The organism is Psychrobacillus sp. NEAU-3TGS (assembly GCF_029955155.1).
Classification (GTDB): Bacteria; Bacillota; Bacilli; order Bacillales_A; family Planococcaceae; genus Psychrobacillus.
Genome location: NZ_JAPNOZ010000011.1, coordinates 235,172 through 250,586, shown reverse-complemented (window position 1 = coordinate 250,586; position 15,415 = coordinate 235,172). Strand labels below are relative to the sequence as shown.

Below are 15,415 nucleotides of genomic sequence, written 5' to 3'. Positions count from 1 at the left end.
TTGAAAAAATGGTTTGCTGTTATAGGAAAGCCAATTGCACATTCACTTTCTCCTTCTATGCATAGCGCATGGCTTAAGGAGCAACATATAGATGCTAGCTATATTCCAATTCTCGTTGAAGAAGAAAAACTTCAAGATGCCGTGAATTCGCTAAAGCTACTAGGTTGTAGCGGTTGGAATGTAACTGTGCCATATAAAGAAGCAATTATTCCTTATTTAGATGAAATAGACCAATCAGCAAGAGGCATCGGAGCCGTCAATACAGTTGTAAAAACGGAAGATGGTCGGTTTGTTGGATATAATACAGATGGATTAGGATTTATCGAATCACTGGGACCGATTAGTCGAACAAATCATATTCTAATTGTTGGTGCTGGAGGAGCTGCAAGGGGTATCGCCCATGCCTTTAAACAATTAGGTTTTTCGCATATTGCGATTGCTAATCGTACATATGCTAATGCTCAACGTCTTGTGGAAGAATTACAGCTTGGACAAGCAATCACATTAGAAGTAGCAGAAGAGACGCTTGAACAGTTCGATATCATCATTCATACAACTCCCCAAGGGATGAAAAATAGTTCGACAACGCTACCAATTCAGCTCAACCAAATAAAAGAACATGCAATTGTAGCGGATATTGTATATAATCCTTTAGTTACCCCTTTTTTAGAGGAAGCGAAAAAATACAATGTTCGCACGGTAAATGGATTAGGAATGCTCGTACACCAAGGGGCTATTGCCTTCTCGTATTGGAATGGAGTAAAACCAAATACGGAACAAATGGTAGAACGTCTAACCGAGCAATTAGGAGGAAATTATGTTAACAGGTAAACAAAAAAGATTTTTACGTAGTCAAGCACATCACCTATCGCCAATTTTCCAAGTTGGAAAAGGTGGAGTCAATGATGCGATGATTAAACAGATTGGCGAAGCATTAGAAGTTCGTGAATTGATCAAAATTAGTATTTTACAAAACTGTGAAGACGAGAAGCAAGAAGTAGCAGAAGCACTTGCAAAAGGTGCCGGAGCTGAGCTTGTCCAATTAATCGGTTTAACAGTTGTATTATATAAACCTTCGAAAAATAATAAACGAATCGAGCTTCCAAAAGCGAGTCGGGCATGAGTAAAAAAATAGGGATTTTGGGCGGTACATTCAATCCGCCTCATATTGGTCATTTAATCATCGCCAATGAAGTATTGCATGCCCTACGTCTAGATGAAGTAAGGTTCATGCCTAATGCAACCCCTCCACATAAACAAAAGGACGAGCAAGTAACGACAGCTCAAAGATTAAAAATGCTACAGCTTGCGATTCGTGGTATTCCGAATATGTCAGTGGAAACAATTGAAATAGATCGTGGAGGTACTTCCTATACAATTGATACGATGGAAATGTTAATAGAACGAGAGCCGGAATCGTCGTTTTACTTCATCATTGGTGGCGATCAAGTGGAGTATTTACCGAAATGGCATCGCATTGATGAACTCGTTGAAAAAGTACAATTTATAGGTGTTCCTAGACCAAATACATCAATAGAAACTGCATATCCTATTAGTACAATTACGATTCCTCAAATAGATGTATCTTCTTCCCTAATTCGAAATCGATTGATGAATGGGCTAACGACAAAATATCTTATTCCCGATCGAGTGAAGGATTTCATTCAAAAGGAGAAGTTGTATGAAATTTGAGCATGTAATGGAGCAGATGAAGGATAGGATGCCAGAAAAACGCTATATTCACACTAGAGGAGTGGCGACAACTGCCGTTCATCTTGCCGAAAAATATGGAGAAGATAGCGAAAAAGCAGAGCTTGCTGGTATTTTACATGATAGTGTGAAATATGCAGAAAAGGAATGGCTGAGAGAGAAAATTATCTCAGAAAAGATGGATCCTATTTTATTGGAGTTCCATCATGAACTTTGGCACGCCCCAGTTGGAAGTTATGTAGCTAAAATGAATTTAATATAAATGATGAAGATATATTAAATGCGATTAAATACCATACTACAGGTCGAGCTGGTATGTCACGACTTGAAAAAATAATTTACATCTCCGATATGATAGAGCCTAGCCGTAATTTTCCTGGAGTAGAGCTTCTTAGAGAAAAGGCGGAACTAGATTTAGAAGATGCAATGATTAGTTGTATCCAGCATAGTATGACCTTCTTGATCGAAAAAAAACAGCCGGTGTTTCCGGATTCATTTCATTGCTACAATGATTTGATACAAAAGAAAGGAAAAGTGAACGAATGACAACGACAAAATCATTAGTAGAAATTGCTTATAAAGCAGCAGACGATAAACGAGCAGAGGACATCGTCGTATTAAATATGCAAGGGGTATCATTATTAGCAGATTACTTTTTAATCTGCCACGCAAACTCGGATCGCCAAGTACAAGCGATTGCAAAAGAATTAGAAGAGCAAGCAACGATTGCAGGATTCCACGTAAAGCGTTTAGAAGGCTTCGATGAAGCTAGATGGATTCTTGTAGATATGGGCGATGTAGTAGCACATGTATTCCACAAAGATGAGCGTGCTTATTATAATTTAGAGCGCCTTTGGGGAGACGCACCAATGATTGAAGTAGGGCAAGATGCATAATGGCAATGTACGACCAATTTGCCTATATTTATGATTCACTTATGTCCGATATACCATATGATAAATATGCAGAATGGGTGCAGGCAACTGCACCTGTTTCTAGCAGAAAACGATTAGTTGATATAGGGTGTGGCACTGGTGTGCTGAGTGTGAAATTTGCGAAAGCAGGCTATGATGTAATCGGTGTAGATCTATCGGAAGCGATGTTAACGATTGCACATAATCGTAGTTTAGAGCAAGGCACAGATATTTCTTTCTTGTGCCAATCCATGGCTGAATTAGACGGCATTGACGACATAGATGTAGCAGTAATCGCAATCGATTCGCTCAATTATTTGGAAACTCTCGAAGAAGTGAAACAAACATTTGAACGTATTTATAAGGCTCTTACATCAGATGGACAGCTATTTTTCGATGTGCATTCCTTGTATAAAATGGATACCATTTTTCCCGACGGTCCGTTTACTTATGAAGACGAACAAGTTGCATACATATGGCATACGGAAATAGGCGATGAATCACATTCTATTTATCATGACATGACTTTTTTTGTTCGAGATGAAACAGGTTATTATGAGCGATTTGAGGAATCACATTATCAACGAACATATCCTTTAGAAACATTTACGGAGCTTTTAAAACAAATTGGGTTTGCTTCTGTCGTGGTTTCCACATCCATTTTTGATGAACAGGATGAAAAAGAAATTGAACGTTATTTTATACATGCTACCAAATAATACTTTTCAAAGAGGGGTAAATTTAGTATAGTTTTTATAACTCCATATAATTTACCTCTTTTTCGAGAGGATGATATTTCTGTTTCGTTCATTAGTTCAGAAATACAAGAAAAAGCTGTTGCTCCCAACAACAGTAATCACGATAATATTATTTTTCATAATTCAATCCCAATTCAAATCAGCACCTCCCACAGCTGAAATCGTACAACCTATCCCATTTGAAGATTCCATTAAAGAAAACCAAGAAGATACAATTGAATATGTAGAAGATATCGCTATTTTTGTAGAAGTAAAAGGCGCTGTAAATAACCCTGGAGTATATGAACTCACGGAAGGCGATCGTGTATTAAATGCGATTGAGCTTGCTGGAGGTTATTTAGCTATGGCTAATAGTAAAAATATCAATCATGCACAGAGAGTAGTAGATGAGATGGTCATTTACGTACCGCTTGAAGGAGAAGAAATAGGGGAATTAGAAACGATGGAGACAACGCAATCGGCTAATTCCACTCTAGTAAACATCAATAAAGCGGATGCTACAATACTCACTACTTTACCTGGAGTTGGTCCCGCAAGAGCAGAAGCAATACTCGCATACCGTGAAGAAACCGGCAATTTTAAAGAAAAACAAGATTTAATGAATGTAACAGGCATTGGTCAAAAAACATTTGAAAAATTAGAACCCCTAATAACTGTGAAGTGATATTGACTGTTCACGATAAAAACTACTACACTAGAAGAAGTATATATATTGGAGGTAGTTATATGGAGCGAATTACATGGGACCAATTTTTCATGGCACAAAGCCATTTACTTGCTTTAAGAAGCACATGTACTAGATTAGCAGTAGGGGCAACAATCGTTCGTGATCGACGTATTATGGCAGGGGGCTATAATGGCTCAATTTCAGGTGGCGATCATTGTATCGATCATGGCTGTTACGTTGTTGATAATCATTGTGTGCGGACAATTCATGCAGAAATGAATGCGTTATTACAATGCTCGAAATATGGTGTATCGGTAAATGGAGCAGATTTGTATGTGACCCATTTTCCTTGTTTGCCATGTACGAAATCAATCATTCAAGCAGGAATTTCACGTCTTTATTATGCACAGGATTATAAAAACAATGAATACGCTATAGAGCTCTTAAGACAAGCGAACGTAGAAGTGATACAAGTACCTTTTGATGAGCGTAAAATTGACTTTTTAGGCGATGAAAAAGTTGCACTCTACATGGAGTTGCTTACGAAGTTACGTGAGAAAGGGGCAAGTATAGAAGAATTGGCGCTTTATGAAAAGAAGGTGGCAGAATTATTCGGCGTATAACTGTTCAGGGAAATTTTATTTATATAGCTTTATCAGTTGTAATTGCTACAATTAGTGCGTATGAATCAGTAAAACTACTGGTGTTATTTGTTTTCCTTTTTTGTTGGCTAGTGTACAAGCAAAAGCATCTATTTTTTACTATCGGCACAATCATCATTGGTATTGTTTGTTATTTTTATGTGCAAACAGTTATGCCAATGCAAGCAAGTGAAATACATGTTAAGGAAATAACCTGGACGGACGTTTATCGGATAAATGGACAGTATATCCGAGGGTTTGCTATTTCGGAAGAGGGAGAAAAGTGGTATGTCCAGCTTAAGTTAGGTACAGAAACAGAAAAAGCAGCGCTTATGAAAGCTTCTCTTGCAGGGACGGTATTTCAAGTGATTCCTGAAGAAGTGGAAAAACGTCCTGCATCCCATGTCTATGCTTTTAACATGGATTCCTATATAAAAAGTAATGGGGCAGTTGGTCAGATGGCTGTAAAAACGTATCAGATCATCGAGAAAAATGAGTCTTTTCTTACGCATATGGCAGAAAAGCGATTTGCGATGAAAATGCATATACAAAATACGTTCCCATCATCTCTTCAGTCAGAGGCCGAAGCACTTTTAATCGGAAGTAGAGAACAAATGCCTTCTGACATACAAAATGCTTATCAAACATTAGGAATTACGCATTTATTTGCGATTTCAGGTCTTCATGTGGCCTTGCTTGCATTAATGGTATACGAATCACTGATACGCATTGGGGTCAGAAGAGAAACTGCAAACTTAGTTCTACTAATCGCTCTTCCGCTTTATGCATTTATCGCTGGAGGGGCTCCATCTGTATGGAGATCTGTTTCTGTAACTGAAATAGTTTTACTTAGTTTATTGTTTAAGAAAAAGATTGCCATCGATGATGCATTTTCATTAAGTGTGATTGGTTTTGTCTTGCTTACTCCGTGGGTCATTTTTCAAATTGGTTTTCAATTATCGTATTTGGCTGCGTTTTCACTTATTTACTCCTCTGTGTTTTTAAGAAATAGGACTTCATATGTAATGCAGTCTTTTGTAATTACTGCCCTGTGTCAATTAATTGTTTATCCTATCCTTCTGTATCAGTTTTATGAAATTTCCATATCCTCATTCCTCGCAAATTTAGTTTTTGTACCGCTGTTTTCATTTATCATACTACCTATTAATCTCATTTTCCTGTTTCTTACGTATATCTCTACTTCAGTTAGTGATTTTCTTTTTCATTTATATGAACCAGTACGACTTTTATTAGGTGATTTGATCATCTACTTAGGAAGTTTACCATATCAAATGTGGAACCCGATGAAACCGTCCCTGCTGCTTGTATTCCTGGCTTATGGAACAGTGATGTTCTTTTTAATTTCGATTGAGCGAAAGAAGCAGCTTGTTTTTTGTAGTTTCCTTCTTGTATTGCCAATGGGTATTATGCAAATTACTCCATATTTAGATTCTTCGACGAAAATAACCTTTTTAAATGTAGGGCAGGGGGATTGTATCATCATTGAAATGCCTTACCGAAAAGAAATAATTATGATTGATACGGGTGGAGTCTTACGGTTTGAACAAGATGCATGGAAAAAACAAAAGAAGACTATGAAGTGGGAAGGCAAATCGTTGTACCATTCTTAAAAGGAAAAGGTATAACTAAAATAGATACTCTGGTACTTACGCATGCAGATGCGGACCATATGGAAGGTGCAGAGGAAGTTCTTCAGGAAGTGCGCGTAGATGAAATTCATATTACGCCTGGGTCTACTAATAAAAATGGCATGCGAGATTTGATGGAGGAAGTAAGGGAGCAACATATCCCTATGATAGAAAAAGGCGCGGGAGAAAAAATAGATTCGAGCTATTTTCAATTTCAATATATCTACCCAACGGATGCTACATACGAAGGAAATAATGATTCGCTTGTCCTATCCATGCAAAATCGCTATTTTCATGGGTTATTTATGGGGGATATAGAGAAAGAAGGAGAGTTGGAATTAGTGAAGAAATACCCGGAAGCTTTAAAAGATATAACATTACTGAAAATTGGACATCATGGTAGTAAAACTTCTAGTGAGCAATCCTTTTTAGAACTCACAAATCCAGCTATTTCAATTATTTCTGCAGGGTTTGGAAATAGATTTGGTCACCCACACCAAGAGGTAGTCGAGCGTTTAGACGCACTTCAGATTCCCTTTTTACAAACAGGAAGAGAGGGCACGATTGAAGTGGAGATAACGAAAAGTGGAGAGCTATTAGTGACAACTTTCTAGTAACTAAAAAAGGGTTTGCCTAGTATAGACAAATCCCTTTTTTAGTGATTATCGAGAAACAAACTCAACAATTACTGCAATAGCGAACATAATTGTAAAAAATCCAAAGGAGACTACAAAACCTACGCCTGAGTCAATAGCGTCGTTACGCTTCGACTGTACATTTTGTTCAAATTCATTCATTATTACCCCTCCTATTTCCACCTAATTATATAGGATAGCCTATTAAAAATCTACATGGAATCTTTTATTTCTCTATTCCTGCTGACAATGTCACAAATTATTCACTACTTTTACGCTATAATAAAGACAAACATACAGTAGTAAGGAGATCTAGAATGATTTCAGAAATGTGGATGCAAATAGCAAACGATGATTTGTCGGATGTTTATTTATTATACGGAACAGAAGCGTATTTTATAGAAGAAACAATAAAAAGACTGAAAAGGAACTTAAATGAGCATGGAGAAACCGAAATAATAACGTTCGATTTAGAAGAAAAAAGCGTAGACGAAGTTATATACGAAGCCGATACCATTCCTTTTTTCTCAGATAAAAAGCTTGTAATTGCCAAAAATGCATTCTTTTTAAAAGCAACTGAAAAAGGGAAAGAAAAAATAATACATGATACAGTTAGTTTAGAAAAGTGGCTACAAAGCCCTTCTCCAACAGCGATAGTTGTTTTTATCGCACCATATGAGAAATTAGATGAGCGTAAAAAAATTACAAAGGCCATGAAACAATCAGCTAATGTAATCGAGGCAACTAGCTTGCAAGCACATGATTTAAAAAGCTGGGTACTTAATGAACTTAAAACACACGGTAAAACAATGTCTGAGGAAACGATTGAGCGTTTCATCGAATTTGGCGGAACCGATTTAGTTCATTTGCAAACAGAATTAGCGAAAATAGCGACGTATGTGGGAGATGCAGTAGAAATCGATACAGAGACAGTAAAAAAATTACTTGTCCGAACGTTGGAGCAGGACGTTTTTACACTTGGAAATGCTTATTTTGCGGGGAACAAGAGCGAAGCGATAGCCATTTATCATGATCTATTAAAGCAAAAAGAAGATCCGTTAAAGTTAAACGCATTGATCGCAACGCAAGTAAGGTTAATGGTGCAAGTAGGCCATTTAAAGAAAAAGGGGTATCACGCCCAACAAATAGCCGGCCAACTAAAGGTTCATCCATACCGAGTGAAATTGCTTTTTGACAATCCCATTTTGTATAACGAAGAAAAACTACTACAGACCTTAAATGATCTAGCGACAGTAGATTTGCAGTTAAAAACATTAAATATTAATCGAGACCGAATATTGGAATTGTTTTTGATGAAATAAGTAAAGACAGTTGAATAGCCATTCCAGCATTAATGTTGATAAAAATGACGGTAAGAAACCATTTTGCGCTTGAACGCTTTTTACTTGCTTTGGACTAATTGGTAGTCCTTTTTACCGTTGCAAGGTAGGGATAGCAAAAATAGTGAAGCTATATTGGGACACTTCTCTTAAAATGAAAAGGTGGAAATAATATAGAGAAGGACTGAGCAGCCAAAATTTCATCTTTGGCTGCTTTTATCAAGATAGGAAAGTGGGCCATTCTTTCATTCCCAAATCAAGAAATCTCGGTCATGGAGTAGAATTCGTTTCATTCAAAGCAATCTGCCAGCTCTTTTACATAAGGACCAAACGTATTTTGACAATTAGCAATTTATGAAACTAATACTTTGAAAATAAATAAAGACTGACCGAAATAAATTCGGCCAGTCTTATTTAAATTACGCTTTTTTCATTAATTGAGCTTTCTTACGAGTAGCTGCGTTTTTATGAATTAAACCTTTAGAAGCTGCTTTCTCCAATTGTTGGATTGCAGATTTAATAAGTTCTTTTGCGTTTTCATCGTTGTTAAGTGCAGCATTGTCAGCTTTTTTTACAGCAGTACGCATTGCAGATTTAGCAGTTGCGTTTTGAGCGTTCAATGTAGCGTTTTTCTTAACACGTTTGATTGCAGATTTAATATTTGGCATAACTTTCACCTCCTAAAATGGTCTCGAGATGATATTTCTTTGTTGAAACTGTCTAATACAACAAGCATTATTTTAACAAACGCAAAAACAAATTGCAATATATAAATGCAAAGAATATTTACTTGACACATCGACCAAACTATTTTGGAGGTGAATTTTATGTGGGGACGAACAGATTTATTGGATGAATCAGATGAAATGGTAAGACATCGTTCAAAAGAAGATAAGAATACGTTGGAAAAATCAGAGGGTATAAAATTTGACGAAAGTAGAGAGGGAGCAGTTTTAGTCACGTCTATTGAAGTAGACGAAAACGGAGAAAAGGAACTAGGGAAGAAAAAAGGGAAATATATTACCTTAACAGACTTAACAGTGAGTCCGGATGATGATCGAAGCTTTCAACACTTAGAAAGAGTATTTGTCGATAAACTTAGGGAAATGCATGAAAACATTAAACTGACGAAGTCATCTAAAATACTAATAATAGGGCTTGGCAATGCTTTTATAACACCAGACGCAATAGGTCCAAAAGCAATTGAAATTTTACAAAGTTCTGCTTTGACTGCTGAAGAACATATAAAAGTTGTTATGTACGCACCAGGTGTAACAGGTCAAACAGGTTTTGAAACAAGCGATTTTATAGAAGCAATTAGCAATGCATTTAAACCAGATCTAATCATTGTATTAGATGCGCTTGCAGCTAGAAATAGTGAACGACTTTGCAAAACAATCCAAATCACCAATACAGGGATACATCCTGGTTCAGGTGTGGGAAACCAACGAAAAGAAGTTTCCGAGGAAGTATATGGTGTGCCAGTGACGGCAATTGGAATACCAATGGTTGTGGACGGACCTGTTCTATACGCGGATGCGATGGAACAAGTTATTCATTATATTGCATCCAAAATAGAAGAAAAGGGAAGTCCTTCATCGGCATTAGCCGTAACCCCGATGGTTTCTAGCAAAAAACCAACGATCGACAAAGCGATTTTACAACCTATCTTTGGGGAATGGGTCACGTGGCCAACTGAAGAAAAAAGAAAATTATTCGAAGAGGTTTTTGTTGGAAGGAATCCTTCTTTGTTTGTGACGCCGAAAGAAACAGATGCATGGGTGGAACAATATGCTCATTTACTTTCTAACAGCTTAGAGACATGGATCACTAGCAGATGATATCGTTCTAAAATTCCACTTTTCCACATACGATTATGTGAGGAGAGTGGAATATATGGCTAAATACCTGAAGAATTTAACAAGCATCTTAATCCTTTTATTTTTAGCGCCTATCATTATTGCTACCGTCCAAACACCTCTTTTTACAACTCAACCGGAACAACCGGAACAAGTGGAAGAAAAGGAAAAAGAGGAGATCCCTGTAGTCTATGCGGCACAATTGGAAAAAAAACCAGTCGTCCAAGAAGTAGTAGTGGAGCCGAAACAAGCATTTGTTTACTTTACTCATTCGCAAGAAGCCTATCAACCGATACTTGCTGCACAAGGTGAAAAAATAGCAATTTATCATCCCATAAACAATATCACGACTTTTCAAGACCAGATTAATGCCCAGTTTGCTTTTCATCAACTAGAGACTACCTTTTTAGAAAACTACAACAAGAAAGAAATGGATGACTATAATTCAATACGTCCATTAGTACAACAAGCAATCGGGCAAAATAATTATGACATTATTTTAGATATTCACAGAGATTCCGCAAGAGCAAAAGTGACGACACTTAAAAGTGGGGAAGCAAGTTATGCTAAATTTATATTCGTTATTGGCCGAGAGCATCCTAACTACAGATGGAATGAACAACTTGCACAAAACCTCTCTAACCAATTAAATAAATTAGTTCCTGGCATTTCACGGGGGATATTACCGAAAGAAGGCAAGGGAGTAGATGGAGTATACAATCAAGACCTTTCAAAAAATTTACTTAATGTTGAATTGGGAGGCATTGATAATAGCGAAGAAGAAATTAATCGTTCTATTGCAATTCTAGCGAAAGCTTTATCGAATATGTTAAATGAACAGTTGCCATCATAAGTGAGAATAAGAGATGAAGCAGTTTACGTTTGCTTCATCTCTTTTTGTATGAAAATATTCTCCTAGATTGTGTTATGTACAGGTTTTTGATAAGATTAAAATCTGGCAAAAAATTATTTATATTGACTTTTTTGTAGAAAATAATGAGACGTGTACATAAAATATTTCAGTAATATTTCTTAAACAATCCTTTATCTGTTATAATGCAAGTAGTTTAATTAGGAGTGAACAAGTATGAATCATGAAGAGAGATTAGCACGACAGAAAAAAATACGTAACTTTTCGATTATCGCGCATATTGACCACGGTAAATCGACGCTTGCTGATCGTATTTTAGAAAAAACACAAACAGTTACCTCGAGAGAAATGCAAAGCCAATTACTCGACTCCATGGACCTAGAAAGAGAACGTGGAATTACGATTAAATTGAATGCCGTTCAATTGACATATACAGCAAAAGATGGAGAAGAATATATTTTCCATTTAATCGACACACCAGGACATGTCGATTTCACATACGAAGTATCGAGAAGTTTAGCTGCCTGTGAAGGAGCAATACTTGTAGTAGATGCTGCACAAGGAATCGAAGCTCAAACGCTTGCAAATGTATATTTAGCATTAGATAATGACTTGGAAATTTTACCGGTTGTCAATAAAATCGATTTACCTGCTGCTGATCCAGAACGAGTGAAACAAGAAGTGGAAGATGTAATCGGGTTAGACGCTTCAGAAGCCGTGCACGCATCTGCGAAAGCAGGAATAGGTATTGAAGAGATTTTAGAACAAATAGTTGAAAAAGTTCCAGCACCTACCGGAGACCCTTCAGCGCCACTTAAAGCGCTTATATTTGACTCGTTATTCGATCCATACCGCGGGGTAATAGTTTATATTCGAATTATGGAAGGTACGGTGAAACCTGGGGACAAGATAAAAATGATGTCTTCTGGTAAAGAATTCGAAGTTGTTGAGACAGGTGTATTTACACCAAAAGCTACAATGCGTTCAGAACTAACTGTTGGGGACGTTGGATTTTTAACTGCCTCCATGAAGCATGTGGGTGACTCGAGTGTAGGGGATACGATTACATTAGCTTCCAACCCAGCACAAGAAGCGCTACCAGGATATCGAAAAATGAATCCGATGGTATTCTGTGGTTTATATCCAATCGATAACTCTAAATATGTAGATTTACGGGATGCGCTTGAAAAATTAGAATTAAATGATTCCGCTTTAGAGTTTGAACCAGAGACTTCTCAAGCGCTTGGATTTGGTTATCGTTGTGGTTTCTTAGGACTCCTTCATATGGAAATCATTCAAGAGCGTATTGAACGTGAATTTAAAATCGATTTAATAACGACAGCTCCAAGTGTTATTTATGATGTTAAGTTAACAAGTGGGGAAACGATTAAAGTCGATAACCCATCGATGATGCCTGAAATACAAAAGGTCGATAAAATCGAAGAGCCATATGTGAAGGCTTCGATTATGGTTCCGGAAGATTATGTTGGTTCAGTCATGGAGCTATGCCAACGTAAACGCGGAAACTTTATCACAATGGATTATTTATCATCTGCACGTGTGAATATTATTTATGAAATTCCACTTTCTGAAATTGTATATGATTTCTTTGATGCACTAAAATCTAGTACGAAGGGCTATGCATCCTTTGACTACGAGTTAATCGGTTATAAAGAATCGAAATTAGTGAAAATGGATATTCTGCTTAATAGCGAAAAAGTAGATGCTTTAAGCTTTATCGTACACAAAGACTTTGCATATGAGCGTGGAAAAGTAATTGTAGAAAAGTTAAAAGCGCTAATACCAAGACAGCAATTCGAAGTGCCGGTACAAGCGGCAATCGGTCAAAAAATTGTTGCTCGTTCAACGATAAAATCAATCGGTAAAAACGTATTAGCAAAATGTTACGGTGGAGATATATCCCGTAAGCGTAAACTTCTTGAAAAACAAAAAGAAGGTAAAAAACGTATGAAACAAGTAGGTTCTGTAGAAGTTCCTCAAGAGGCGTTTATGGCAGTTCTTAAAATGGATGAGCCAAATAAATAACAAGAAAGAAGGGGGCGCGAATTTGATAGCCCTCTTTTTCTTATATAGAGAGTTGGAAACAGTATGGTACGAGGAGTATATATCCATATACCTTTTTGTCATCAAATTTGTAATTATTGTGATTTCAATAAATTCTTTTTTCATAATCAGCCAGTCGATGAATATATTGAAGCGCTGGGACAAGAAATGGCTTTATGGGCAGATGATTTAAAAAATGCATCGATCGAAACAATTTTTATCGGTGGAGGCACGCCGACTTCATTGTCTGTTCAGCAATTGGATCGCCTATTTACACTTATTGAAACACATATCCCAATGGAAAAGTTAGTAGAATTCACATCTGAAGCAAATCCAGATGAGTTAACACTTGAAAAGATGCAACTGATGCGTAAGTTTGGGGTAAACCGTTTAAGTATGGGTGTGCAAACTTTCGATCAAGACCTGTTAAAAGTCCTTGGAAGAACGCATTCCAATGATCACGTATATAAAGTAATCGAATATGCGAAACAAACGGATTTCCCTTCGATCAGTATAGACCTAATGTACGGCTTACCAAATCAAACAATGGACCAATGGAAAGCATCTTTAGAAGAAGCATTTCGTTTGAACATTCCTCATATTTCTGCATATTCTTTACTTGTTGAGCCTAAAACCATTTTTTATAATCTGTTATCAAAAGGAAAGCTTACACTTCCTGGAGAAGACCTAGAGGCGGACATGTATAGCTATTTAATGGATGAAATGAAGTTGCATGGATATGATCAATATGAAATTAGTAATTTTGCCCATAAAGGAAAGGAATCCAAACATAATTGCTTTATTGGGATAATGATGAATATATTGGGCTTGGAGCGGGAGCACATGGGTATGTAAACAGTATGCGCTATTCCAATCATGGTCCTTTAAAAAAGTATATGCATACAATTGAAACGATGGAAAAACCTATTATGATGCAAAAAGAAGTTACTCGAGTTGAAAAAATGGAAGAAGAAATGTTTTTAGGCTTGCGTAAAAACGAAGGAGTTTCATTAGTTCGTTTTGAACAAAGATACAATCAAACGTTACAACAAGTGTATGGAAAAGAAATAGATGAACTTTTGGAAAAAGAGTTTGTCACGATCGAAAATGGCTTTATCAAACTTACGAAACGAGGACGCTTTGTTGGGAACGAAGTATTTCAATATTTTCTTACAAGCTAAATCGTTGACAGTTCCCTATAGATTTGATAAATTTTCTATATAAGTATTAGCACTCTATATGAGTGAGTGCTAACAGAGGTGATAATCATGCTAACTAATCGGCAATTATTAATATTGCAAGTAACGGTAGATGATTTTATCGAAACCGCTCAACCAGTTGGATCTCGCCAACTTTCGAAAAAGGAGGAAGTTCCATTTAGTCCTGCTACTATTCGAAATGATATGGCAGATTTAGAAGAAATGGGCTATTTAGAAAAAACACATACTTCGTCTGGTCGCGTGCCTTCGCAAAAAGGCTATCGTTACTATGTAGACAATATGCTAACTCCACAACGTATCTCGAAAAGTGAGATCAAACAAATTCGTTCTATTTTTGAAGAACGTATGGTAGAGACGGAACAAATAATTCGTAAATCTGCGGCTATTTTGTCCGAATTAACGAATTATACCTCTATAATGCTAGGCTTAGATGTGAGAAAACATCGTGTCAAACGCTTTTCTATCGTCCCTTTAACGGATGATTCCGCTGTTGCTATTATTGTGACGGATAGCGGACATGTAGAAAATCGTGTATTTTCCATACCGGAAAGCTTTACCGCATCGGATATTGAAAGAATGGTCAATTTGATTAATGAGCGTTTAGTAGGTGTTCATTTACATGAGCTCCAAGCTAAACTAGAAGCTGTTACATTAGCAGTTTTAAGACAAAATAATGGTCGTTTAAATGACTTGTTAGGATCATTAAACAAAGCGCTAACAATTGAACATGAAGATAAAGTTTACTACGGCGGGAAAATGCAACTGCTAAATCAACCTGAATTTAATGATGTAGAAAAAGCACGAAGTATTATGTATTGGATGGATCATGTAAATCAAATGCCTGGGTTATTCCATTTAGACCAAAAAGGAATTCAAATTCGAATCGGTACTGAAAACAACCATCTGGCTATGGAGGATTGTAGTATTATTACAGCTTCCTATGACATTGGGGAGGAACAAATCGGTTCCATTGCAATCATTGGACCTACTCGAATGGATTACAAGCGAGTCGTTTCTTTACTAGATGTGATGAGTGGGGATCTATCGAGAGAATTATCGAAAATTTTACATGGACCGCATGGATAAG

General features: G+C 36.8%; 16 protein-coding genes and 2 pseudogenes. 16 read left to right on the top strand and 2 right to left on the bottom strand.

Features of this window, described 5'->3' with window-relative positions; genetic code table 11:
• From aroE to OR571_RS13985, 10 genes and pseudogenes are all read left to right on the top strand, one after another.
• Positions 1-831, top strand: coding sequence for a shikimate dehydrogenase (gene aroE / locus OR571_RS14030; protein WP_282243608.1), 831 nt, complete (start codon positions 1-3; stop codon positions 829-831).
• On the top strand, positions 818-1,123 hold the full coding sequence (gene yhbY / locus OR571_RS14025) for a ribosome assembly RNA-binding protein YhbY (protein ID WP_282243606.1): 306 nt from the start codon (positions 818-820) through the stop codon (positions 1,121-1,123). The genes aroE and yhbY overlap by 14 nt, the downstream gene beginning before the upstream one ends.
• The gene (locus OR571_RS14020; protein ID WP_282243604.1) at positions 1,120-1,692 is read left to right on the top strand and encodes a nicotinate-nucleotide adenylyltransferase; all 573 of its coding nucleotides are present in this window, start codon (positions 1,120-1,122) and stop codon (positions 1,690-1,692) included. The genes yhbY and OR571_RS14020 overlap by 4 nt, the downstream gene beginning before the upstream one ends.
• A pseudogene (gene yqeK, locus OR571_RS14015) lies at positions 1,682-2,256 on the top strand (bis(5'-nucleosyl)-tetraphosphatase (symmetrical) YqeK). Before OR571_RS14020 ends, yqeK begins: the two are co-directional and overlap by 11 nt.
• Positions 2,253-2,606, top strand: coding sequence for a ribosome silencing factor (gene rsfS / locus OR571_RS14010; RefSeq protein ID WP_142538265.1), 354 nt, complete (start codon positions 2,253-2,255; stop codon positions 2,604-2,606). The pseudogene yqeK and the gene rsfS overlap by 4 nt, the downstream one beginning before the upstream one ends.
• Positions 2,606-3,343: a class I SAM-dependent DNA methyltransferase gene (locus OR571_RS14005; protein ID WP_282243602.1), complete on the top strand. Its 738-nt coding sequence runs from the start codon at positions 2,606-2,608 to the stop codon at positions 3,341-3,343. Before rsfS ends, OR571_RS14005 begins: the two co-directional genes overlap by 1 nt.
• Before the next feature lie 70 nt (positions 3,344-3,413).
• Positions 3,414-4,046: a helix-hairpin-helix domain-containing protein gene (locus tag OR571_RS14000; RefSeq protein WP_282243599.1), complete on the top strand. Its 633-nt coding sequence runs from the start codon at positions 3,414-3,416 to the stop codon at positions 4,044-4,046.
• Positions 4,047-4,108: 62 nt separating this feature from the next.
• Positions 4,109-4,672, top strand: coding sequence for a ComE operon protein 2 (locus tag OR571_RS13995; protein ID WP_282243598.1), 564 nt, complete (start codon positions 4,109-4,111; stop codon positions 4,670-4,672).
• Positions 4,673-4,782: 110 nt separating this feature from the next.
• Positions 4,783-6,321, top strand: coding sequence for a ComEC/Rec2 family competence protein (locus tag OR571_RS13990; RefSeq protein WP_282243596.1), 1,539 nt, complete (start codon positions 4,783-4,785; stop codon positions 6,319-6,321).
• On the top strand, positions 6,264-6,953 hold the full coding sequence (locus OR571_RS13985) for a ComEC/Rec2 family competence protein (protein WP_282243595.1): 690 nt from the start codon (positions 6,264-6,266) through the stop codon (positions 6,951-6,953). Before OR571_RS13990 ends, OR571_RS13985 begins: the two co-directional genes overlap by 58 nt.
• Before the next feature lie 48 nt (positions 6,954-7,001).
• Here OR571_RS13985 and OR571_RS13980 read toward each other — a convergent pair whose 3' ends face one another.
• Positions 7,002-7,136: a YqzM family protein gene (locus OR571_RS13980; RefSeq protein ID WP_093266124.1), complete on the bottom strand. Its 135-nt coding sequence runs from the start codon at positions 7,134-7,136 to the stop codon at positions 7,002-7,004.
• Between the two features lie 155 nt (positions 7,137-7,291).
• Here OR571_RS13980 and holA point away from each other — a divergent pair, with 155 nt between their 5' ends.
• The gene (gene holA, locus OR571_RS13975) at positions 7,292-8,296 is read left to right on the top strand and encodes a DNA polymerase III subunit delta (protein ID WP_282243592.1); all 1,005 of its coding nucleotides are present in this window, start codon (positions 7,292-7,294) and stop codon (positions 8,294-8,296) included.
• 437 nt (positions 8,297-8,733) lie between these two features.
• On the opposite strand, the gene rpsT is transcribed toward holA, so the two are convergent.
• Positions 8,734-8,982 carry a 30S ribosomal protein S20 gene (gene rpsT, locus OR571_RS13970; RefSeq protein ID WP_142538269.1) on the bottom strand — a complete coding sequence of 83 codons (249 nt, stop codon included), beginning with the start codon at positions 8,980-8,982 and terminating at the stop codon, positions 8,734-8,736.
• 159 nt (positions 8,983-9,141) lie between these two features.
• Between rpsT and gpr the strand changes: the two genes are divergently transcribed.
• The 5 genes and pseudogenes from gpr to hrcA all read left to right on the top strand — a co-directional run bounded on the left by gpr (position 9,142) and on the right by hrcA (position 15,414).
• Positions 9,142-10,155 carry a GPR endopeptidase gene (gene gpr, locus OR571_RS13965; RefSeq protein WP_282243588.1) on the top strand — a complete coding sequence of 338 codons (1,014 nt, stop codon included), beginning with the start codon at positions 9,142-9,144 and terminating at the stop codon, positions 10,153-10,155.
• A 55-nt stretch (positions 10,156-10,210) separates the two neighbouring features.
• On the top strand, positions 10,211-11,026 hold the full coding sequence (spoIIP, locus tag OR571_RS13960) for a stage II sporulation protein P (protein ID WP_282243586.1): 816 nt from the start codon (positions 10,211-10,213) through the stop codon (positions 11,024-11,026).
• A 234-nt stretch (positions 11,027-11,260) separates the two neighbouring features.
• Positions 11,261-13,090, top strand: a complete 1,830-nt coding sequence (gene lepA / locus OR571_RS13955; RefSeq protein WP_282243583.1) for a translation elongation factor 4 — start codon at positions 11,261-11,263, stop codon at positions 13,088-13,090.
• 63 nt (positions 13,091-13,153) lie between these two features.
• Positions 13,154-14,289 (top strand): annotated as a pseudogene (hemW, locus tag OR571_RS13950) (radical SAM family heme chaperone HemW).
• Positions 14,290-14,376: 87 nt separating this feature from the next.
• Complete coding sequence (hrcA, locus tag OR571_RS13945) at positions 14,377-15,414, top strand: heat-inducible transcriptional repressor HrcA (protein WP_282243581.1); 1,038 nt, start codon at positions 14,377-14,379, stop codon at positions 15,412-15,414.
• The last annotated feature ends 1 nt before the right edge of the window (position 15,415 follow it).